The 22068-nt window shown below is 70.6% G+C and carries 21 protein-coding genes; 16 read left to right on the forward strand and 5 right to left on the reverse strand.

Annotated elements, in window-relative coordinates; all coding sequences use genetic code 11:
• Positions 1 to 307 precede the first annotated feature (307 nt).
• Positions 308 to 1204, reverse strand: coding sequence for a TRM11 family SAM-dependent methyltransferase (locus ACIBIW_RS32345; RefSeq protein ID WP_399341357.1), 897 nt, complete (start codon positions 1202 to 1204; stop codon positions 308 to 310).
• A 15-nt stretch (positions 1205 to 1219) separates the two neighbouring features.
• Positions 1220 to 1909, reverse strand: coding sequence for a hypothetical protein (locus ACIBIW_RS32350; protein ID WP_399341359.1), 690 nt, complete (start codon positions 1907 to 1909; stop codon positions 1220 to 1222).
• Positions 1910 to 2338: 429 nt separating this feature from the next.
• Between ACIBIW_RS32350 and ACIBIW_RS32355 the strand changes: the two genes are divergently transcribed.
• Positions 2339 to 3154, forward strand: a complete 816-nt coding sequence (locus ACIBIW_RS32355; RefSeq protein ID WP_399341361.1) for an ECF-type sigma factor — start codon at positions 2339 to 2341, stop codon at positions 3152 to 3154.
• Positions 3155 to 3396: 242 nt separating this feature from the next.
• Here ACIBIW_RS32355 and ACIBIW_RS32360 read toward each other — a convergent pair whose 3' ends face one another.
• The gene (locus tag ACIBIW_RS32360) at positions 3397 to 3633 is read right to left on the reverse strand and encodes a hypothetical protein (RefSeq protein WP_399341608.1); all 237 of its coding nucleotides are present in this window, start codon (positions 3631 to 3633) and stop codon (positions 3397 to 3399) included.
• Between ACIBIW_RS32360 and ACIBIW_RS32365 the strand changes: the two genes are divergently transcribed.
• Genes ACIBIW_RS32365 through ACIBIW_RS32395 form a run of 7 tightly spaced genes read left to right on the forward strand, consistent with a single transcriptional unit; the run spans position 3578 to position 12974 of the window.
• Positions 3578 to 3871 carry a pilin gene (locus tag ACIBIW_RS32365; protein ID WP_399341600.1) on the forward strand — a complete coding sequence of 98 codons (294 nt, stop codon included), beginning with the start codon at positions 3578 to 3580 and terminating at the stop codon, positions 3869 to 3871. The genes ACIBIW_RS32360 and ACIBIW_RS32365 overlap by 56 nt on opposite strands.
• Positions 3868 to 5832: a hypothetical protein gene (locus ACIBIW_RS32370; RefSeq protein ID WP_399341363.1), complete on the forward strand. Its 1965-nt coding sequence runs from the start codon at positions 3868 to 3870 to the stop codon at positions 5830 to 5832. The genes ACIBIW_RS32365 and ACIBIW_RS32370 overlap by 4 nt, the downstream gene beginning before the upstream one ends.
• 7 nt (positions 5833 to 5839) lie before the next feature.
• Entirely contained in the window at positions 5840 to 6793 is a 954-nt protein-coding gene (locus tag ACIBIW_RS32375) for a PrgI family protein (RefSeq protein WP_399341366.1), read from the forward strand.
• Entirely contained in the window at positions 6790 to 8619 is a 1830-nt protein-coding gene (locus ACIBIW_RS32380) for a VirB4 family type IV secretion system protein (protein WP_399341368.1), read from the forward strand. Before ACIBIW_RS32375 ends, ACIBIW_RS32380 begins: the two co-directional genes overlap by 4 nt.
• Positions 8619 to 11015 carry a type IV secretory system conjugative DNA transfer family protein gene (locus ACIBIW_RS32385; protein WP_399341370.1) on the forward strand — a complete coding sequence of 799 codons (2397 nt, stop codon included), beginning with the start codon at positions 8619 to 8621 and terminating at the stop codon, positions 11013 to 11015. Before ACIBIW_RS32380 ends, ACIBIW_RS32385 begins: the two co-directional genes overlap by 1 nt.
• Before the next feature lie 37 nt (positions 11016 to 11052).
• On the forward strand, positions 11053 to 12039 hold the full coding sequence (locus ACIBIW_RS32390) for a replication-relaxation family protein (RefSeq protein WP_399341372.1): 987 nt from the start codon (positions 11053 to 11055) through the stop codon (positions 12037 to 12039).
• On the forward strand, positions 12036 to 12974 hold the full coding sequence (locus tag ACIBIW_RS32395; protein WP_399341373.1) for an NlpC/P60 family protein: 939 nt from the start codon (positions 12036 to 12038) through the stop codon (positions 12972 to 12974). Before ACIBIW_RS32390 ends, ACIBIW_RS32395 begins: the two co-directional genes overlap by 4 nt.
• A 221-nt stretch (positions 12975 to 13195) precedes the next feature.
• On the opposite strand, the gene ACIBIW_RS32400 is transcribed toward ACIBIW_RS32395, so the two are convergent.
• Positions 13196 to 14443, reverse strand: coding sequence for a CynX/NimT family MFS transporter (locus ACIBIW_RS32400; protein WP_399341375.1), 1248 nt, complete (start codon positions 14441 to 14443; stop codon positions 13196 to 13198).
• The gene (locus ACIBIW_RS32405) at positions 14440 to 15171 is read right to left on the reverse strand and encodes a FadR/GntR family transcriptional regulator (protein ID WP_399341377.1); all 732 of its coding nucleotides are present in this window, start codon (positions 15169 to 15171) and stop codon (positions 14440 to 14442) included. The genes ACIBIW_RS32400 and ACIBIW_RS32405 overlap by 4 nt, the downstream gene beginning before the upstream one ends.
• 207 nt (positions 15172 to 15378) lie before the next feature.
• Here ACIBIW_RS32405 and ACIBIW_RS32410 point away from each other — a divergent pair, with 207 nt between their 5' ends.
• From ACIBIW_RS32410 to ACIBIW_RS32445, 8 genes are all read left to right on the forward strand, one after another.
• A complete protein-coding gene (locus ACIBIW_RS32410) occupies positions 15379 to 16704 on the forward strand; it encodes an aromatic ring-hydroxylating dioxygenase subunit alpha (RefSeq protein ID WP_399341379.1) in 1326 nt (441 codons plus the stop codon).
• The gene (locus tag ACIBIW_RS32415; RefSeq protein ID WP_399341381.1) at positions 16701 to 17225 is read left to right on the forward strand and encodes an aromatic-ring-hydroxylating dioxygenase subunit beta; all 525 of its coding nucleotides are present in this window, start codon (positions 16701 to 16703) and stop codon (positions 17223 to 17225) included. Before ACIBIW_RS32410 ends, ACIBIW_RS32415 begins: the two co-directional genes overlap by 4 nt.
• Entirely contained in the window at positions 17225 to 17419 is a 195-nt protein-coding gene (locus ACIBIW_RS32420; RefSeq protein ID WP_399341384.1) for a ferredoxin, read from the forward strand. Before ACIBIW_RS32415 ends, ACIBIW_RS32420 begins: the two co-directional genes overlap by 1 nt.
• A gap of 140 nt (positions 17420 to 17559) precedes the next feature.
• Positions 17560 to 18750 carry an amidohydrolase family protein gene (locus ACIBIW_RS32425; protein ID WP_399341386.1) on the forward strand — a complete coding sequence of 397 codons (1191 nt, stop codon included), beginning with the start codon at positions 17560 to 17562 and terminating at the stop codon, positions 18748 to 18750.
• A 43-nt stretch (positions 18751 to 18793) separates the two neighbouring features.
• Entirely contained in the window at positions 18794 to 19375 is a 582-nt protein-coding gene (locus ACIBIW_RS32430; protein ID WP_399341388.1) for an amino acid synthesis family protein, read from the forward strand.
• Complete coding sequence (locus ACIBIW_RS32435; protein ID WP_399341390.1) at positions 19372 to 20046, forward strand: hypothetical protein; 675 nt, start codon at positions 19372 to 19374, stop codon at positions 20044 to 20046. Before ACIBIW_RS32430 ends, ACIBIW_RS32435 begins: the two co-directional genes overlap by 4 nt.
• 2 nt (positions 20047 to 20048) lie before the next feature.
• Entirely contained in the window at positions 20049 to 21062 is a 1014-nt protein-coding gene (locus ACIBIW_RS32440; RefSeq protein ID WP_399341393.1) for a dihydrodipicolinate synthase family protein, read from the forward strand.
• Positions 21059 to 22048 carry an ornithine cyclodeaminase family protein gene (locus ACIBIW_RS32445; RefSeq protein WP_399341394.1) on the forward strand — a complete coding sequence of 330 codons (990 nt, stop codon included), beginning with the start codon at positions 21059 to 21061 and terminating at the stop codon, positions 22046 to 22048. The genes ACIBIW_RS32440 and ACIBIW_RS32445 overlap by 4 nt, the downstream gene beginning before the upstream one ends.
• Positions 22049 to 22068 lie beyond the last annotated feature (20 nt).

A 22068-nucleotide genomic window follows, 5' to 3' on the forward strand; every position in this document is an offset into this window, starting at 1 on the left:
GCAGGTGAACGGGTGGCCAGCCAGGTCAGCGCCTCTCTGATCGCCTCTGCTTGACGTCGAGCAAGTGCATTCCCGGCGGGCCCGTCGACGACGACGTACCGTACGGTCACAGACGATGCGCCCCTTGCCCGCGCCACTGCCGAAGTTCCTGGTAGCGCAGACGACACGTCGTCTGACGACGATGGACGCTCGCCTCCAGCCGCGTCGTCAATACCGTGGTTGTGTCTGTTGACTGGCGAAGCAGACTGGGGCATGGAGACGGCCTTTTCCTCCTCATCAGCAGCCCAGTCGAGTCCTTGCACTCCCCTCAGCAATTCTTCGGGTCCACGCCCCGGGGCTCGGTGTCACGGGACCAGGGCAAGAGGGCCGGGCGAGTGAAAACCAAAACGTCCTCGTGCTGGATCACCGACAGCGGGATTCCTTCTCGGCGGGCGTCGCGGACGTTTTTCATCTGGAAGAAGGACGGGCGCGGTACGAGGCGGCCGTTGCGGATGCCGGCGAGGAGGGCGACGCAGCGGGCGGTGGGGATGAGTCCGGCGGTGCGGCCTGCGGCGAGTACGGCTGAGGGCAGGTCGATGAGTTCGCCGCGTTCGCGCCAGGGGCGTGCGGTGACGACGACGGTGCCGCCGGGCCGCAACAGGGTGCGGCACTGGGTGAGGATGCCGGTGAAGGCGCCCAGGAGCTGGTCGTTGGAGACGTGGGCGAGGTTGGTGGGGTTGCGGCTGTAGCGGTGGTCCCACTTGGCGACACCGGGTTTGCCGCTTTCGCGGGTGGAGCGGACGCGGCCGTGGGCGCTGGTGCCGTAGGGGGGTGAGGTGAGGACGAGGTCCACTCGGCCGTGGAACGCCTCGGGGATGAGGGTGGTGAGGCGTCGTGCGTCTCCGTGGTGGACGGTCGCCGTACCCGTGCCGCCGCGGTGCTCGGCGTAGGCGGCGTTGAGCCGGGCGAGGTGGGCCCAGCGTGTTTCGTATTCGACGCCGAGTGCGTGGCGGCCGAGGTCGATGGCTTCGACGAGCGTGGTACCGATGCCGCACAGCGGGTCGAGGACCAGGTCGCCGGGGTGGGTGTAGGTGCGGATGGCGTGGGCAGCGAGGGCCGGGAACATCTTCGCGGGGTGGGCGGAGGTGCCGGGGACGTAGCGGTTTTTGCGCTGAGCCCAGGGCGAGGTGGGGGCGGTGTTCCACAGCGAGGGTGAGGTGGGCACGCGGCTCCTTGGGCTTCAGGCGTAGTGGATCGCGGAGAAGACGATGAGGTCGCTGTGGGTGACCCCGGGGTCGGCGTCGTCGGGCGGGCTGGGGACGAGGCTGTCTCCGTCTGGGCGTGCGTGGGCGATGACGATGTGCTGGAGGTAGGTGAAGCCGGCGGTGCGGGCTGCGGCGATGAGGGAGCCGAGGGGGTCGGCGAGGGTTCCATCGCTGCGGCGCTGGCGGGCGGCCAGCAGGAGGGTTCCGTTCGCGGGCAGGAGGCAGTGGGCGCGGTGGAAGAAGCCGGGCCAGCCGTTCTCCATCGCGGCGGACATCTCGGTCGAGAGAGGGGCCAGGCGGTCGCCGGGGGCGGGGAGGGCGTCCGGATGGAGTTCGCCGAGGAGCAGGGAGGCGGTGGTGGTGTCGGCGTCGTCGGTGTCCAGCGTGCAGCGGATACGGGTGTCCATGCCGGGGGCGGTGTCGGGGATGGAGATCCGCAGCAGGGGCGCGGGCGGGTGACCGGGGCGGCGGGCGAACTCGGAGCGGATCTTGGCGGTCGCCCAGTCCGGCAGCACGCGGTCGGCGGCGGGAGGCTCGGAGGACTGTGCGGGGTCGGGGAGCCAGATGGTTGCCGGAAGCGGCGCGGAAGGGCCGTGGGCTCGGTTGCGTGGTGAGGCGTGGGACATGGGGCGTTGGGCCCCGGGGACGGGGATCGGGTCCGTCACGTGCTGACGAGAGGTGATAGGGAAACGCGGCGGTGGAATTGCCATCGCCTGTGCGGCCGTTCGAACCGCACCGGCGAGGCGGACGCACGCCGGTCCACATAGCCGCTTTCCGCCCATGCAGAGATGTCCTAGCAGGTCAGGGCGGGGCGAGCCAGGTCCGGGCCGGTCGCGAGCCACCGCCGAGCCACTGCGGGAGTCGGGGACGGAGACGAGCGCGGGATCGCGAAATTTCTTCATGTTCGATATCGGATGCTCCCTGCGGGGGAACGGCACCGGTCAGCCGCGGTGGGCCAGTTGGGGGCCATCGCACAGGCCGGACCACAGGGCGGGAGGCGGCTCGGCACCGGCACGCGGACGGTCCGGGGCTGGTGCGGCGGGTTGAAAGGGGTGGCGGCAGACGTTGTCCGCCACGCCCCGCAAGGAGCATCCGTGCACCACTCGCACTGCACCGCCTGCCGCCCCACCCGCCCGTACGGCGATGACCGTTCGCCGCTGCGTGCGCTGGAGGAGTCCTTCCTCGCCCTCGCGCGTACGCCCGTCCCGCTCACCCTCCCCGCAGACCTGGTCTGGGCGGAGCCGGAGTGCGCCACGCTGCCCGTCGACCAGGTCCGGGCCCGCCTCGCCCACCCGGCCACGGAGCCCGCTCTGCGCCGGCAGACCTGGCAGGAAGTGGTCACGCGTGCTCAGCGACTTCGCGAGCCGTGGGAGACCGTGGCCCTCGCGATGACGCTGCCGGTGCTGCGCCGGATGCTCGCCCGCCTGACGCGTCCGGCGGGGCTGGAACGGGCTGACCTTGAACAGGAGGCGCTGACGGCGGTCACCGCCGCTCTGCGGGTCGTGGACATGGAGGTCCAGGACGTCGGCAGGGAGCTGTTCGCCGCTGCCGACCGGGCGGTACACCGCGCCGTGTACGCGGCTTGGCGCCGCGCGGCGCGGGAGTCGGGACCGCAGCCCGAGGACCTGGACGAACTGGCATTGCCCGGGTGCAAGGACACTGCCAAGAGTGCTACCGAGGACGCCGACGAGTATTCGGTGCTCGCCGGCGCGGTCAAGGTCCAAGTCCTGAGCGTCGACGAGGCGCGGTTGATCGCCCGCACGCGGCTGGGCGGGGAGCTGATGTCCGCACTGGCCGCCGAGCGCGGGGTGAGCGCCCGTCAGCTCTACCGGCACCGTGCGGCCGCCGAGCAGCATCTGGCCGCGTACCTCAGGGGCGGGGCGCGCGGGGGCGGGGCGCGCGAGCAATGAGGTGAACCGGGCAGGGGATTCCGGCTGCGGATGTCAAAGCGTCCCCGTCGGAATCCCTATCACCGGTGACGGCCTTCGCCGGTGCCCCTGGCATTCGGAGGAGGCCGGTCAGGCGCACGCCCGGCGGGCAACGCCGGTCGTGCGCCGCGGGTGGGGTGAGCACACCGTCTCGTGCTGACAACCCGAGCCCCCGTTTCCCGCCGTCCGGCCGAGGAGGACGGCCCCGGGAACGAGGATCGTGCTCACCCCACCTCCACAGCCCCCCGTATCGCGCTGCCCTGCGTCGCGGGGGCCCGGAGCTGTCCGTCGTACTGCATCGTCTGCTGGAGGTCGTTCGCCGTGCCCGCAGAACTTCGCCGACCGTGCCGACTGCCGAGCAGGACGGTGGCGCGCCGGGCGGCCCGGACCGGCTGCGCCGCGGCCCTGGCGCCCGCGCTGATCCTGATCGCCTCGCCGGTGGCGTGGGCGGTCGCGGACATCCCGACCGTGATCGACAATCTGCGCAACTGGATCATCGGCCTCCTCGCCGGCCTTGCCACCCTGTTCCTGACCTTCGGCGGGCTGCGCTACCTGATGGCCGGGGGCGACCCGGGCGAGGTCGAAGCGGGCAAGCGGGCCCTGAAGGCCGCAGCCATTGGCTACGGGCTGGCCGTTCTCGCACCGGTTGTGGTCACGGTCCTGCAAGGCATCGTCGGAGTCGGCGGCGGGTCCCAGTGAGCAGCGCCCGACCGGCGCTGCGGCGCCTGGTGGTGCTGCTGCCCGTGGTGCTCGTCTTCCTCCTCGTACCGCCCGCCGCTGCGTTCACCGTGCATACGGCCTCCGCGGCGGTCATGACGGCCCCGGAGGCCCCCGAGCCGGAACCCCATCCCGCCCCCGGACCCTCCGCCGCAGACGGCGCGCACGACTCACCGACTCGGCCCGCCCCCACGCCCGGCCCGACTCCCGCCCCGGACCGCCCCGCCCCCGAACGGCCACCTCCCGCTTCGCCGGAGCCGACTCCGGGCCCGACGCCGCAGGCGTGCGCGGCGGACGGTGACCCCAGCGACTGCGACAACAGCGGCGGGTTCGGACTCGGCGAGATGCTCGACATCCCGGGCATGATCGTGAACGCCGTCACCTCGTTCCTCGGGACGCTGGTCGAGCAGATCATGAAGCCGGTACGGGAGTTCCTCGCGGATACCCTGCTGGCCACCCCCGACGTCACCGGGCACGCCGACATCAAGCGGATGTGGACCGGGACACTGACGCTCACGGTCGGCATCTACGTCCTGTTCGTGACCGCGGGCGGCATCACCGTCATGGGCCACGAGACCGTCCAGAGCCGCTACACGCTGCGCCAGATCGCCCCTCGCCTCCTGCTCGGTATGACCGCGGCGGCCACCTCACTGACGGTGATGGCCAAGGCGATCAGCCTCTCCAATGCCCTCGCCCACGCGATCATGGCCACCGACCTGAAAGACGCCGGGCAGGGCGCGGTCGAACGGGTACTGCCGTTCGCGCTGTTCGGTGCGCCAGGGCTCCAGTTGTATCTGCTGGTCATCGGCATCGTGATGATTGTGCTGGTCCTGGCCGTGGTGATCGGGTTCTTCGTACGGATCGCGGTCATGGCGCTGCTGGCCGTCGCAGCGCCGCTGATGCTCGCGTGCCACGCGCACCCGTTGAGCGATCCCGTCGCCCGGTTGTGGTGGCGGGCCCTGGCCGGGTGCCTGGTCATCCAGGTCGCCCAGTCCCTGACGTTCGTCCTGGCCCTGAAGCTCTTCTTCGCCCCCGGCGCGACGACCCTGGGCATCCCCCGCTCCGATCAACTGGGCACGATGCTCGCCGGGGTCGCCCTCTTCTGGGTGCTCTTCAAGATCCCGGGCTGGACGCTTCAAGTCGTCCTGCGTGGCACACCCCTGCACAATCCCCACGTCCCCAGCGGGGTGCGGATGCTCAAGCACCTGGCGATGTACCGGATCGTGGAGCACTACCTGCCCGGCCGCGTGCCTCTGGGGCGCGGGCCGGGAGGAGGCGGCTTTGGCATCAGGCACTGGGGAGGTCCCGGGGGCGGGGGTCTGCCCGGAGGCGGCGGAGGCCGGCCGAACGGACCCCGCCCATCGCCCCGCTCCCGCACGCGCACGGCCAACCCAGCCCAGGGCCCGGAGACGCGCATCCCCGTCGCCGCCCCCGAAAGCCATCGCCCGGCACCGGAAAGGGCGGCTCCGCGAGGCCCCGGGCCGGCCGGTTCCGAACGGTCCCCGGGCCGGGAGCCGCTGCCAGGCCGCCCGATGGGCGCCGCGTTTCCACCGCCTCAGAAAGCGCCGCCCTCCCGTCCGGGGCCTCAGGCGGCCCCCGTCCCCCGCGCACTGAGAGGCCCCGGCATCGTGACGCATCCCGCCCAGGCACGCCGCACACAGCAACTCGCCCTCCCCGTCACCGCGGAACGCGTCCCGGCCCGCCCTCCGAGACCGACGCAGCTCTGGCTGCCCATCACCGCCGAACGCAGCACGGCACCGCCGGGAAGCCCCGTACCGCCACCAGCGCCCCCGCGCGGCCTGTTCCGCTCGACGGCCGACCGCCCTGTCCCGCGCTCGCCCCGGACTCGCCAAATGACGCTGCCCGTGGCGGCCCCCCGCGTCCGTGTCCGTCCGCCGCGTCCCGTTCAGCTCTGGCTTCCCCTCGAACCGCCCCGGAGGTGACCCCGACATGGACCAAACAGACGAGGCCGTACCGGCCACCCGTGTCCCCGTCGACATCTCACGCCCCGACCGCCTGGTGGGGCCTTTCACCGCGCGGCAGACCGCCATCCTCGCCAGCGCCGCACTCGTGCTGTACGGCGGCTGGTGGGCCAGCCGCGGATTCCTGGCACCCCTCGCCTATCTGGCGTTGACGGTCTCGATCGCCGGAGCGGTCACCGCCCTCGCGCTCGGCCGTCGTGAGGGCGTCGGCCTGGACAGCTTCCTGCTCGCCGCGCTCACCCACCTGCGCGCACCCAAGCGTCGTGTCCACGCCCCCGAAGGGGTGCCGCCGCTGCCCTCAGCCGTTCCCCGACGCTGGGCCGACGCCGCGGGCAGGCCACCGGCCGCGATGACGATGCCGTACGACGGCGTCACGCCCGCCGGCGTCCTCGACCTGGCCGAGGAGGGGAAAGCCGCCCTGGCGACCTGCTCCACGGTCAACTTCGAGCTGCGCTCGGCCGCAGAACAACAGAACCTGATCGCGGCGTTCGCACGCTGGCTCAACTCCCTGACCGGGCCCACCCAGGTACTGGTGCGCTGCCACCGACTCGACCTCGCTCCGACGGCCGCCACCCTGCACCACAAAGCCGCCGCACTGCCCCACCCAGCGCTGGAGCGGGCAGCCCGCGCTCACGCCGACTTCCTCGCCGACCTCGCCGTCGACAGCAACCTGCTGGCCCGGCAGGTCGTCCTGGCCGCCCGCGAGCCGGCGCCCGACGGCGGCCGACGCCGGACAGGAAGCGGGCAGGCGGGAGCCGGGCGTGCGCTCCAACGCGTCGCGGAATCCGCCCGCGCCCTCGCCGCCGCAGAAATCACCGTCACCCCCATGAACCCCGCTCAGAGCACCGCCCTGGTGAGCGCCGCCTGCAACCCCGACACCCCTCTGCCGCCCGAACCCCGAACGGAAAGCGGTCCCTCATGAAGCGCTTTCCCCGTCAGCCCGTCGCCGGGCAGCGGACTGTGGACGGGGCCTCGCTGCTGGATGCCGCCGGTCCCGAGGCCGTCGAGGTGCACGCCCGTACCCTGGCCCTCGGCGCCCACCTAGTGACCAGCATGGTGGTCACCGGCTATCCGGCCGAGGTCACACCCGGCTGGCTGTCCCCGCTCGTGAACTACCCCGGCCACCTCGACATCGCCCTGCACATCGAGCCCGTCCCCAACCCCCTCGCCGCCGCCGGCCTGAAGAAGCAGCGCGCCCGTCTGGAGTCCGGGCGCCGCACCGGCTTCGACAAGGGCCGCCTCGACGACCCCGAGGTGGAGGCTGCCGCCGCGGACGCCGCCGACCTCGCCTACCGCATCGCCCGCGGCGAAGGGCGGCTCTTCCAAGTCGCCCTCTACCTCACCGTGCACGCCCCCGACGAGGCCACCCTCGCCGAGCAGGCCGCCGCCGTCCGCGCCATCGCCGAATCCCTTCTCCTGACCGTCGCTCCCGCCACCTACCGGGCCCTGCCCGCGTGGCTGGCCACCCTCCCCCTCGGCATTGACACCCTGCGCGTGCGCCGCACCTTCGACACCGCGGCCCTCGCCGCCTGCTTCCCCTTCACCAGCCCGGACCTGCCCGTCACCACCGCGGACGACGGCACCGCCTCGGGCGTGCTCTACGGGCTGAACGCCGTCTCCGCCGCCCCGGTGATGTGGGACCGCTTCACCCAGGACAACTACAACTCCATCACCCTCGCCCGCTCCGGGGCCGGCAAGAGCTACCTCGCCAAACTCGAACTGCTGCGGCTGCTGTTCACCGGCGTTACCGCCTCGGTCATCGATCCCGAAGACGAATACGTCCGCCTCGCCGAAACAGTGGGCGGCCAGATCATCGCGCCCGGCGCCGAAGGAGTGTGCCTCAACCCCTTCGACCTGCCCCCGAGGCCGCACGAGACCGACGATGCCCTGACGAGACGTGTGTTGTTCCTCCACACCTTCCTCGCGGTCCTGCTCGGCGCCGAACCGGCGACCGCGGAGAAGGCCCTGCTGGACCGGGCCCTGCTGGCCACCTATGCACAGGCCGGAATCACGTCGGACCCCCGCACCTGGCAGCGCACCCCTCCCGTGCTGGCCGACCTCGCCTCGACCCTGGCGCAGGAGGCGTCCCCCGAGGCGAAGAGCCTGGCCGAGCGGCTTGTGCCCTTCACGACCGGCTCGCACGCCCGCCTGTTCAATGGCCTCAGCACGCGCGCCGCCACCGGACACCTCGTCGTGTTCGCCCTCCGACGGCTCCCCGAGGAGGTCAGGGCTCCCGCGATGCTTCTGGCCCTGGACACCATCTGGCGCCACGTCACCCACCGCACCCCCGCGGGCCGCCACCTCGTCGTCGTCGACGAGGCGTGGACCCTCATGCGCAACGGCGCGGGGGCCGAATTCCTCTTCCGGATGTCCAAGGCCAGCCGGAAGTACTGGACAGGACTCGCCGTGATCACCCAGGACGCCGACGACGTCCTCGCCTCCCCCCTCGGGCGCGCCATCGTCTCCAACGCCGCCACCCAGATCCTCCTGCGCCAGGCACCACAGGCCATCGACACGATCACCGAGAACTTCCACCTCTGCCACGGCGAGCGGGAGTTCCTCCTCACTGCCACCCGCGGCGAAGCTCTCCTGCTCACCGGCGACCGCCGGCACAAAGTCGCCCTGATCAGCGTCGCGGCGCCCGGCGAGCACGAGGTCATCACCACCGACCCACGCGAACTCGCCGCCCAACAGCTCGACGACCCGGATGACTTCGATGGGGCCCACGGCTCTCGGACAGAGTCATGATGGCGGGGACAGCCCGCACCGCCCCCCAGCCCCGCGGACCGCTCGTCGACTTCCTCACCGATCCCGGCACCACGTGGACATCCGTCACAAGCGGTGGCGCCCACTGGCTCGGCACACACGCTCCGACCCTGCTCCCCGGCGCCGCGGGCATCCTGGCCACGGCCGGTGCCCTGAAACGCTCCTGGCGGCTCCTGCACCAGCAGCGGCTTGCCGACGGCGCCCACGGCGTCGAGATCCTCGCCCCGCCCACCGTGCCACGGCGCGGCGGTGAGGTCCTGTGGGCCCAGCTCACCGGACTTCTCCGTCCCTGGTGGCGGCGCCTGCTGACCGGCCAGCCCCACCTCGCCTTCGAATACACCTGGTCCCACACGGGACTACGCATCCGCCTCTGGGTCCCGGGCACCGTGCCCCTCGGCCTGGTACGCCGCGCCGTGGAGGCTGCCTGGCCCGGCGCCCACACCCGCGTCACCACCGCCACACCCCCACTCACGGCCGCGCACACGGTCTCGGCCGGACGGCTGCGGCTGGCCCGCCCCGACGCCCACCCGCTGCGCACCGACCACACCACCGATCCCCTGCGCGCGCTGCTCCAAGCCGCCACCGGCATGGGCGAGCACGAGACCGCGTGCGTGCAGATCCTCGCCCGCCCGGCTACCGGCGCCGCCCTGCGCCGCGCCCGCCGCCAGGCCAGGCGCCTGAAGGTCGGACGCACCCCAGCCCGCCTGCCCACCCTGGCCGCGCTGCTCCTGCACCGCCCCCAGCCCACCAGCACCGGCAAACAGGACCCGGAGCACGGCCCGGCCGTGCGCCACGCGGCCACGAAGCTCGCGGGCCCCCAATGGCAGTGCGCCCTCACCTACGCCGCCACCTGCCACCCCGCGGCAGAGCGGGCGGGCGACATCGCGCGCGGGCGGGCCCACGCCCTCGCCTCCGCATTCGGCCTCTACGCCGACCACAACTACCTCGCCCGCACTCGCCTGCCACACCCCGAACCCGCACTCGCCGCCCGCCGCTTCCCGCCGCGCTGCGCGCTACTGTCCGTGCCGGAACTCGCCGCCCTCGCCCACCTCCCCGTCGACGCGGACGCGCCCGGCCTCCAGCGAGCCGGCGCCCGCTCCGTCCTGCCACCCCCCTCCATCCCCGCCCCGGCAGCCGACGTCAAACCCCTCGGCCGTTCCGACACCGGCGCCCGCCGCCCGGTCGGACTCGCCGTCCCCGACGCCCGCCACCACCTCCACGTCATGGGCGCGACCGGCTCCGGCAAGTCCACCCTCATCGCCAACCTCGTCCTCGACGACGTCCGCCACCACCGCGGCGTCATCGTCATCGACCCCAAGGGCGACCTGGTCACCGACCTCCTCGACCGGCTCCCCGACACCACCGCCGACCGCCTGGTCCTCATCGACCCCGACGACCCCCACACCCCGCCCTGCCTGAACGTCCTCGGCGACACCGGAGCCGACATCGACGTCACCGTCGACAACATCACCGGCATCTTCCGCCGCATCTTCGCCGCCTTCTGGGGACCCAGAACCGACGACGTCATGCGCGCCGCCTGCCTGACCCTCCTCAAACACCGCGACCGCACCCGCCAGTTGGTCACCCTCGCCGACATCCCCCGCCTCCTGGGCGAACCCGCCTACCGCCTGCGCATCATCCCCGCCCTCAAAGACCCCGTCCTGCGCGGCTTCTGGACCTGGTACGAGTCCATGTCCGAGCCCTCACGCGCCGCCGTCATCGGCCCCGTCATGAACAAGCTCCGCGCCTTCCTGCTGCGCGACTTCGCCCGCCGCACCATCAGCGCAGGACCCTCCACCTTCGACCTCGCCCACGTTCTCGACGGCGGCATCCTCCTCGCGCGCCTCCCCAAAGGAGCCCTCGGCGAAGAAACCGCCCGCCTCCTCGGGTCCTTCATCGTCGCCGGCACCTGGCAGGCCGCCGCAGCCCGCGCCCGCACCCCCGAACACACCCGGATCGACGCCGCACTCGCCATCGACGAGGCCCACAACTTCCTCACGCTGCCCTACCCCCTGGAGGACATGCTCGCCGAAGCCCGCGGCTACCGCCTGTCCATGCTCCTGGCCCACCAGCACCTCGCGCAGCTCCCCCGTGACCTGCGCGAGGGCATCTCCGCCAACGCCCGCAACAAGCTGTTCTTCAGCGCCTCACCCGAGGACAGCGCCGCCCTGGAACGCCACACCCTGCCCACCCTCGCCGCACACGACCTCGCCCACCTCGGCCCCTACCAGGCCGCCGCACACCTCCTCACTGGCGGAGCCGAAACAGCCGCCTTCACCCTCACCACCCACCCCCTGCCCCAACCCGTCCCCGGCCGGGCAGCAGACCTCCGTGCCGCGGCCGCCACCCGCACCCGCCCACGCCGCGCCACCCCCTAACCCGGGCCCGCCCCCACACCCCACTGGAGAACAGCGCATGCCCGCACTGCCCCGCCCCGCCAACGGCCCCGGCTCCCGCTACACCGCCCGCGCCGCCACCACCCGCCGACGCCTCTCCCCGCACGCCAACATCGCCGCCCTCGCCCGCCGCCTCACCCTGCGCGACCTCTGGCTCATCCGCATGCTCCACGAACACCGCGTCCTGACCACCCACCAGATCGCCCGCCTGGCCTTCCCGTCACCCCGCTCAGCACAACGCCGCCTGCGCACCCTGCACCACGACGCCGTCCTGGACTCCTTCCGCCCCCTCACCCAGTCCGGCTCCGCCCCCGAGCACTACACCCTCGGCCCCGCCGGCGCCGCCGTCCTCGCCGCCCACGCCGCTCTCGATCCGGCCGCCCTCGGATGGCGCCCCACCCACACCGGACGCATCGCCTACAGCCCCACCCTCGGCCACGACCTCGGCGTCAACGAACTCCTCACCCACCTCGCCGCCCACGCCCACACCACACCCGATGAGGGCCTCGCACTGTGGCTATCGGAACGCTCCTGCGCCCGCCGCTGGAGCGACATCATCCGCCCCGACGCCTACGCCCACTGGCAGACCAACGGCCGCCTCCTGCCGTTCTTCCTCGAACACGACACCGGCACGCAGCCCCTCGCCCGCGTCGAAGCCAAACTCGCCAGCTACGCCGCCTTCACCACCGCCACCGGCACCCGCCCCGCCCTCCTCATCCACACCCGCACCACCACCCGCGAACAAGCCCTCCGCACCCGCCTCACCCCCACCGCAGACCAACTCGACCTGAACATCGCCACTTCCTCCACGGACCTCACCACCACCAACCCCTGGGGCCCCTGGTGGGCCCCACTCCAACCCGGCACACACCGCGAAACCCTCACCCACCTCACCGAACAGTGGCGCCACCTCACCCCCGCCACAGGACTCGAACCCACCGACGCCGACACCGCCCTCACCCTCCCCGTCCCACCCCGCCCGCCCAAAACCACCCCCACCCTGTGAATTCCCCCCTCACCAAGACCGCCACCGGCATCGGATGCACCCTCCTCACCCTGCCGGTACTGGCCGCACTCACCGGCGCCGCCCTGCTCAGCAGCCTCTCCTCCACGAGCACGACAGCAGCCTCACCCAGCACACACGCCCTGGCCGACATTCCCGCCGGCATGCTCGCGCTCTACCAACGCGCGGCACCCACCTGCCCCGGCCTGCCCTGGACCCTCCTCGCGGCCATCGGCAAGGTCGAGACCGACCACGGACGCCACCCCACCATGGTCTCCACCGCCGGAGCCGTCGGACCGATGCAGTTCCTCCCCTCCACCTTCCAGCACTACGCACGCCCCGTTCCCCCCGGCGGAAAGAACCCACCCACCCCCTGGGACCCCACCGACGCCGTCTACGCCGCCGCCCGCCTCCTCTGCGCCAACGGCGCACGAAACGGCAAGAACCTCCGAGCCGCGATCTACGCCTACAACCACGCCACCTGGTACGTCGACAAAGTCCTCAAAACCGCCCACACCTACGAAACCGCAAACACCGCACCATCCAGCACCGCCGCCGCCGCGGTCGCCTACGCCCGAGCCCAGATCGGCACCCCCTACCTCTGGGGCGGCAATGGCCCCGCCGAGGGCGGCTTCGACTGCTCCGGCCTCACCAAAGCCGCCTACCACGCCGCCGGAACCACCATCCCCCGCAGCGCACAAGCCCAATACGAACGGGGCCCCCGCCTACCGAAAAGAACACCGATCGCCCCCGGCGACCTTCTGTTCTTCGGTACCGACCCCCGATCCATCACCCACGTCTCGATCTACATCGGCAGCGGTCGTGCTATCGACGCTCCGCACCCCGGCGCCACCGTCCGCGAAGGACCCGCACGGACCAACTCGTCCTCCTACCAGGGCGCCACGAGACCGACGGCATGGGCCGAAGAGGATCGGTGAAGCAAACCAGTACCGGCAAGAGGATCAGCTGTTTTAAGAACGGCTAACACAATTAGGTACATCGGCCCTGGTAACCGCTCTAAAGCCAAGCCGACAGATCGAGATCGAGGACGACCTCTTCAGAGAGCCACCGTGGCGGTGAGATCCCGGCGGGCTCAGGCGATCGGAGGGGATCCCGTGAACCCTCCGGCTTGCGCGCGGCCCCCACCCCTGTCGTGTGATCACGCGGTCGGGTGGTCACCGACCTGGCGGTCACGACCCGCACCGTATCCGGCACCGGCCATGGCAGCGCTGAAGAGCGCGAGCAGAGCGAGAGGGAGTGTCCAGCCGCCGGTCCCGTCGTGCAGGATGCCGAGCAGGAGCGGGCCGGCCGCTGCCACGACGTAGCCGATGGACTGCGCCATCCCCGCCAGAGCCGCGGCCTCGCCGGTACTCCCTGCGCGTTGGCTCTGGAATGTCAGGGCGAGGACGAGGCATGCCCCGCCGCCGAGACCCAGGAGCGCGCAGGCGAGAAGCGACAGGCCGGGCGCGAGCAGCAGCAGGGCGAAGCCCCCCGCGACGGTGACCGAGGCGCCTGCGGCGATCCACCGTTGGTCGCGGCGTCCGCGGGTGAGGAGGGGGATGAGACTGCTCGCGAGCAGGGCGACGAGCTGGTAGTAGAACAGCATCCACCCTGCCGCGGTGCTTGTCATGCCCTGGTCTACCAGGATGCTGGGCAGCCATGCGATGACGGCGTAGAAGCCCAGGGACTGTAGACCCATGAAGAAGCTGACCTGCCACGCCAGCCGGGAGCGCCACGGGACCCGGCCGCGCGTCGTACCCGTGGTGGCAGCTTGCGGCTTGTCGCCGCGTACCCGGGGAAGCCAGACCACGAGCGCGACGACGGTGAAGGCGAGGCCCCAGGCGAGCGCGGTGTGCCAGGAACCCGGCAGGGTGTGCGCGAGGGGGACCGAGATACCGGAGGAGACCGCTGCCGTCAGACCCATGACGGTGACGTAGAGCGCGCTGACGGTGTGGATGCGTTCCAGTGGGACACTGCGCCTGATGAGTGCGGGCAGCAGCACGTTCCCGAACGCGATGGCGGCAGAGAGGATCACCGTGCCCGCGAACAGGCAGATGACCGAGGGCATGGACCGGATAATCGTTCCGATGGCCAACGCGACGAGAGCGGTGACCAGCAGGCGTGCGGTGCCGAAGCGATAAGAAGCACGGGCCACCAGGGGGGAGGTCGCCGCGAAGGTCAGCAGCGGAAGTGTGCTGAGAAGTCCTCCCCAGCTCGATGTCAGTCCGCTGCCGTGCTCGATCGCCGGGAGCAACGCGCCGACACCGGTCAGGGTCGTGCGCAGGTTTGCCGCTATGAGCAGGATGGCGAGGACAAGCCCGAGCGGGACGGCGTGGCGTGGTGTGTCCGGGGCGGTAGTCCGATGGCCGGTGACCGCGTCAGTGGCGGTCGTTTGTTCGGTGCTCACTGCCTGGCCTCCGTTTGTGGCGTCCCTGCTTCCGGCACGGGCGTCTCCGTTGTGTGGTCGTGGTTGAGGCGGACGATCGCGGCTGCGGTGTGTCGGGCGCCGATCTCGTCGCCTGCCTCGATGGCGTCGACGAGCCTGACATGGAGGCGGGCATGCCCATCGGCGGCATCGGCATCCCAGGGCAGGCCACCCAGGGTGGATGCGAGAGCTGTCCCCAGGTAGTCGTAGACCTCGATGAGAAGGGCGTTGCCGCTCGTCTGTACAACTGTCCGGTGGAACAGCCCGTCCACGCCGACCACCGCCGGCATGTCACCACTGGCGGTGGCCCTTTCCACGTCGCCCAGGAGATCTCTCAGCTTGTCGATGTCGTCCTGGCTGCGACGCCGCGCGGCAGCCCCGGAGGCATGCTCCTCCAGGACCGCACGCAGTTCGAGGACCTCGTCGCGCTCCGCCGAGCTCGCCCGCCGCACCATCACCGACTGGAGTTCACTCGAAGCGCGAACGTAGGTTCCGTCGCCGACGCGCGCCTCCAGGAGCCCCAGATGGACCAGGGCGCCGAGCGCCTCACGAAGGGTGGTGCGTCCGACTCCAAGCTGCTCCACAAGGTCGTGCTCGGACGGGATACGTGTTCCCACAGGCCACTCACCTGCTGCGATGTGCGACCGGAGGCTGTCCACGAGCTGTGCTGCCAAGCTTGCCGTTTTGCGTGGGGCCTTGATGTTGTTCACCCCCGTAGGGTACCAATACGAATGTCAGACATTTGCCTACCCGGGTCCCGGGTGTCAACGATGCGTGTGGTAAACGAGGGGCTGGGTGCCACCGCAGCCCTTGCCGTCCCCGTACGCGGCGCAGGGGTTGACCCCTTGGGGGCCGCGCAGGCCCTCGACCCGCTGCAGGCCCTCGACCCGCTAAATGTGAAAGTGTATTCTGTTTACATGAGTCGCTACGACGCACAAGGCCGACTGGAGCTGGCGGACCGCATCCGCAAGACGGTCCTGCCCGAGCGGGGTCAGATCCCGATGTTCGTCTACACCGACCCGGACGTTTACGAGCTGGAGCGTGAACGCCTGTTCGGGTCGACGTGGCTGTTCCTTGCCCACACCTCCGAGATCCCCAACCCGGGGTCGTTCGTGGTGCGCAGCATGGGGGAGGAGTCCGTCATCGTCGGGCGGGGGGACGACGGTGTCGTGCGCGTCTTCCTGAACGCTTGCAGGCACCGCGGTATGCGGCTGGCCTGTGAGGACTTCGGGGAGGTGGCCAACTGGCGATGTCCGTACCACGGCTTCACGTACGGTTCCAGGGGCGAGTTCATGGGTACCTTGATGGGCGCTCCGTTCGAGCGATCGGCCTACCCTGAGGGTCTTGACCGCGATGCGCTCCACCTCGTCGAGGCTCGCGCGGAGATCTACCAGGGCCTGGTGTTCGCGACGTGGTCGAGGAGCGGGCCGTCACTGGACGAGTTCCTGGGAGACGTCCGCTGGTACCTCGACCTGATCGTCGGACGGGCCGAGATGGAGGTCGTCGGCGTGCCCGAACGGTGGATGGTGCCGACGAACTGGAGGCTGCCGTCGGAGAACTTCACGGCGGACGCCTATCACACCGCCACCGCGCATTCCTTCCTCTCCCGGCTCGGCATGGTCAAAGGTGTTGACTTCGGTCGCGACGGCTACCACGTCGATCCCGGCGGGGGCCACGGACTCGGGATCGGCGTGCACTTCGACGGGGAGTCCTATTTCCCGGCCGAACTCGCGGAGGAGTACGCAACCCGTCTCGACGGGGGCCAGGCGCAGACGCTCGCGCGGGTCAAGAACCTGCACGGCAACGTGTTCCCCAACTTCTCCTTCCTCATCCCGAACTTCATCGAGATCGAGGGGCGCCGTGTGAGCGGCGCGATGCTCCGGGTGTGGCAGCCGGCCGGTCCCGACCGCACCCAGGTCTGGTCATGGCACCTGGTGGAGCGGGGCGCGCCGGAGTGGTGGAAGCGCTTGGGCAGGAAGATGTACATCCAGACCTTCAGCTCGTCCGGGATGTTCGACCAGGACGACACCGAGAACTGGGAAGCGCAGACGAGGTCGTCCAACGCCGCGCTGTACCGCCAGGAGGAGTTCCTCCTGCACTACGGCATGGGCCTGGACGCGCCACCGCTGCCGCCGGGCGAGTTCCCCGGGCCGGGCGATGTGTACGACGGCAAGTTCAGCGAAGCCGCGGCCCGGACCTACTACCGGGTATGGCGCAACCACGTCCTTGAGGAAGTGCGATGACTGGGGCCGGCGAAGGAGCGACGGTCGACCTCGCGACCCGGGTCGAGGTGGAGGATCTCTACTACCGGGAGGCGGAACTGCTCGATGAGCGCCGCTGGGAGGAGTGGCTGGAGCTGTTCGCCCCGGAGTTGGAGTACACCGCGCCGATCCGGGTGACCCGCAGGGCGCCGGCGAACGACATCATCGACGACATCGGTCACTTCGACGAGACGAAGTCGTCTCTCGGCCTGCGGGTCAAGCGACTGCGTACCGACGTCGCGTGGGCCGAGAACCCCCCGTCCCACACGCGCCGCCTGATCACTAACGTGCGGGTGCGCCGAGAGACCGGGACCGGGCAGCTCGCCGCTCGGACGAACATGATGCTCTTCCGCAGCCGAGGTGATCACGGCGCGCACGATCTGATCGTGGGCGAGCGGCGGGACACCCTGCGGCGCGAGGGGGAGGCATGGCTCATCACGCGACGAGTGATCATCCTGGACCAGTCGTCACTCGGGACCAAGAACCTTGGAGTCTTCCTCTGATGCGGCTCACCGTCGACCTCTCGCTCTGCCAGGGATACGGCAACTGCGTACCCGCCGCGCCTGACCTGTTCGACCTGGACGACGCCGGACAGGCCGTCGTCCTCCGGGCGACTCTCGACGACCCCGCCGATCAGGCCGCAGCCCGCGCAGCGATCCCGCTGTGTCCGATGAGCGCGATACAACTCACGGAGTGATGTCGGCCCACCCTCGGAAGAGGGGCCCTCATGCACGCTAGGTGTCTACAGACGACAGTAGATCTTATGGGCGTGACGTGCCTGCGGACAGCGTCCGCAGCCGACATCCCTTGTCACATGACCGCGTCAAAGGAACACCCATGAGTCTTGCCATCACTTCTCTCGGGCTGAGCCATAGCGGCGACCTCGACGGCACGCCGCTGGCGGGCGATGCGCTCGTCTGTGACGGCGGGGTCATCACATGGATCGGTGATTCCAGCGATGTGGATGCGGGCGTCCACGACACCGTGCTCGATGCCAACGGCGCGGGTGTGGTCCCTGGCTTGATCGACTCTCATGTGCACGTCACATTCGGCGACTTCACTCCGCGCCAGCAGACCGTGGGGTTTCTGGAGAGCTATGTCCACGGGGGAGTCACCCGTGCGCTCAGCGCCAGTGAGGTGCACGTGCCGGGTCGACCGAAGGACCCCGAGGGCGTCAAGGCCCTCGCGGTCGCGGCGCAGCGTGCGTTCCAACACTTCCGGCCCGGTGGGATGACCGTGCACGCCGGGTCGGTCATCCTGGAGCCGGGGCTCACCCTTGCAGACTTCCACTACCTGCGTGAGCAGGGCGTATGGCTGGCCAAGGGGGGGTTCGGGGCCGTCCGTTCCCCGTTGGACTACGTTGACCTCGTCCGGGACGCCAGGGAAGCGGGCATCGTCGTAACCGTCCACACCGGCGGCGGGTCCATCCCGGGGACATTGGAACGGATGGACGCCGACGCCCTGCTGAAGATCAACCCCAACGTCGCCTTCCACGCGAACGGCGGACCGACCGCCATGCCCCCCGGGCACAACGAGCGCCTGGTGACTCAGAGCGACATGGCTCTTCAGCTGGTGATGGCAGGCAACCTGCGCTCCTCCCTGGAGCTTTGCGGGCTGATCCGTGAACACGGGCAGGAGTCACGCCTCCTGATCGCAAGCGACACACCGACCGGGACGGGCGTCGTCCCGCTCGCGCTGTGGCACCTGATGGCCGAACTCGTCTCGCTCGACGGACTTTCCTGGCAGACCGCCATCGCGGCAGCCACCGGCAACGTTTCCAGGATTTACGGCCTCGATGCCGGACTGCTGGAGGTCGGTAGGCCGGCGGATCTGCTCGTGCTCGACGCACCGCTGGGATCGGCGGGCGGGACCTGGGCGGAGGCGCTGGAGGTCGGGGACATCCCCGGCGTGTGCGCCGCGATCACCGATGGTGTCGTCCGCTTCACCCGAAGCCGCAACACGCCCGCGGCGCGGACCAACGTCACTGTGTCCGGGCCGGCCTCGGCGGCTTTGACGGGCTCGCACTGACGTGGGCTCCCCCACGACTCAGAAGGAAAGGAAAAGGAAGAGGATGGCGTCCAGCGACTTCGATGTGCGCGCTTGGCACACCACGACTGAGGAGATTCACAGCGACGGCGGCCCCACGGTGGAACAGCCGTTGATCAAGGCCGCGGTGACGGCAGTGATCCGCAACCCCTACGCCGGCCGGTACAGCGACGACCTGTCCGAGCTGCTCGAACCCAGTGGCGCGCTGGCAAAGGCCCTCGTCTCCCGCGCCCTGGCCGCACTCGGCGGGGCCGAGGCGGAGAGTTGTGGGAAAGGGGCGATCGTCGGCGTCGCCGGGGAGCAGGAGCACGGGGTGGCGTGCCTGACGACACCCTTCGGCGACGCGCTGCGCGACGGCATCGGCGGCAACGGCTGGGTGACGTCGGCGACCAAGGTCGGCGGGGTCGGCACCTCGATCGACATCCCGCTGGCCTACAAGCGCGCCCTGTTCGTGCGTGAGTTCTACGACGCCATCACGGTCACCGTGCCGGCGGCACCGAGACCTGACGAGATCGCAGTGATCGCCGCTCTGGCCACGCGCGGCCGTGTGCACCACCGCGTCGGCGGTCTGTCCAAGAGCGACGCGAAGGGGGACGGGCTGCGATGAGCAAGGGACTGCTGTTCTCACAGATGCAGCCGCCGCCCGGTGGGGAGAACGACTTCAACGACTGGTACGAGACGGAACACATCCCAGCCCGGTTGGCGATCCCCGGCTTCACGCACGCCGTGCGCTACGTCCAGGACGCCGACCCCCGCTACCTCGCCTGCTACTTCCTCGACGACATGGCGGCGCTGGGGACCGCCGAGTACCAGGCACTGAAGTCGGACCCGTCGCCGCGCACCGTGCGCATGCTGGACAGCGTCTCCGGCTTCACCCGCTACATCGCGGATCAGATCTCCGACACCGCCGCTCTCGGTACGAGGCCCGATGCGACGGGCAGCGACCACGTGCTGTTCGTGGTCGCCTTCTCGGTCCCCGAGGAGGAGCGGGAGGAGTTCGAGGGCTGGTATGAGCAAGAGCACGTTCCGCTGCTGATGAAGGTGCCCGGCTGGCTGCGCGTGCGGCGCTTCCTCGTCCGACCCGGGTTCGCGGGCGAGCCGTGGACGCATCTCGCGCTGCACGAGATCGCTGATGCCGGGGTCCTGGGCGCCCCTGAGCGGGAGGCGGCGCGCAACACCGCGCGTCGGGACGCGCTCGCCCAGCGCCCTTGGTTCCACAGCGGCCGCTGGGTCTACCGGCCCTTGTCATGGAGTACACCGACGGTGAAGGGAAGCTGACGATGGCATTGGCATACACGCGAGGCGAGATCAAGGAGCGAGCCGCGCAGGAGTGGCAGGGCGGGTGCTCGGTCACCCTGCCCTCTTTCACCGAGGACTTCTCGGGCCTGAACGAGGCCGGTATCCGGCACGACGTCCGGCGTGCCGCCGAACTCGGCTTCTGGGGCACGCTTGTCGCATCGGAGAGCGGGACGACATTCGAGGAGTACCTCCGTTTCCTGGAGGTCGCCTGTGAGGCCGCCCCGGCAGGATTCAGGATCGTCGCGCACCTCAGCTTCGACACGGTCGAGCAGTCGCTGGTGGTGGCCGACCGGGCCACCGGGCTCGGTGCCGAGGCCGGCCTGCTGTCGTACCCGCCCGCCTTCCGGCCCGGCAGCCCGTCCGACATCGTGGAACACACCCGGTATGTCACCGACCGCACCGATCTGGCGATCGTCCTCTTCGCTTCCTCCGCCTGGGGTTTCAAGACGCTGCACCCGGCCGGGTTCCCGGTCGAGGCACTGGAGGAGATGAGTCGGCTGGAGACAGCGGCGGCCCTGAAGTACGAGGGCGGAGGCTCTGCGCTGCTGTCCTCCTTCACCGAGGTGTTCGAACGGTGCAGCCCGCACGTGCTCGTGCAGAATCCGATGGAGCAGCATGCTCCCGCGCTCGCCCGGCGATACGGGGTGCGCTGGTGGGGGACGAGCGCCTACGAGTCCTTCGGCGAGCGCGTCCCGCAGATGATGAACGCCCTCAACGCCGGCGAGTACGAACAGGCCATGAAGACGTTCTGGAGCTATAACCCCGGACGCGAGGCGAAGGGGGCCTTCCACGCCAGCTTCGCCGGTGCGAACCTCATCCACCGCAACGGCTGGAAATACCTCGCCTGGCTCCAGGGCTTCAACGGCGGACTGCTGCGCATGCCGCAGATGCGCCTGGCTCCCGGGCAGATGAAGGCGCTGCGCGCGGGGCTCGCCGCCTCCGGCTTCGACCTGCCGGACGACGACTCCGGCTTCTACACCGGCCGGGTGCGATGACCCTCCACCTGGATGCCGCGACCATCGCCGAGCTGTGCACCGAGGACGTGGCCCTGCGGGCCGCCCGTGCGGCACTGCACGCGCAGCGGAGCGGCGACTGCGTCCTGCCGCCCCGGATCGACGTGGATGTGCCGACCGGATTCCTCCGGGTCATGCCCGCCGCGCTCGGCGACCACATGGGTACCAAGGTCATGACGCTCGCCAGGGGGGTCGGCAATCGCTACCTGCTGCTTGTCTACCGGCAGGCAACGGGCGATCTCGTCGCCACCCTCGACGCGGCCGAGGTGACCCGGTTGCGCACCGCCGCCACCACTGCCGTCGCGGGGGAACTGCTGCGCCCCGCAGGAACGGATGTGCTGGGACTGGTCGGCACCGGCTTCGAGGCGGACGGCCACCTACGTGCCTTCGCGAAGCTGTGGCCACTGTCCAAAGTGCTCGTCCACAGCCGCTCCGCCGAGAAGCGGCAGTCCTTCGCCGATCGGCTGGGCACCGAGCTGGGGTTCTCGGTGCGGCCGGCGGCGACCGTCGAGGAGGTCGTCGCGAGCTGCCCGGTGACCGTCCTGTGCACGAAATCAACGGAACCAGTCGTTCACGGCGCCGACTTCACCACCGGCGCGGCCGTGCTCTCGATCGGCTCCACCCGCCCCGACCTCCGCGAACTCGACGTGGACACCTTCGCGCGTGCACGGCGTGTGCTGGTCGACGACCCGGCCCAGGTGCTGGCCGAATCCGGTGACGTCGCAGAGGCCGTGCAGGACGGCGCGCTCGCGAAACGTGACCTGGTCGCGATGCCACAGTGGACCGAGCCCCCGGACCCCGCCGACGGGCGCGACCTGCTGGTGTTCAAGTCCGTCGGCACCGCCCTACAGGATCTCGCCCTGGCCACCACGCTGATCGAGGGCGCACGCGCGCGAGGTCTCGGCCGCGAGATAGGCGACATCACCGAACTCAAGGCGATCGGCATGCCCCCGAGGAGGACTCAGTGACCCTGGCCCCCGACGCCCCC

The organism is Streptomyces sp. NPDC050560, assembly GCF_044457285.1.
GTDB lineage: Bacteria > Actinomycetota > Actinomycetes > Streptomycetales > Streptomycetaceae > Streptomyces.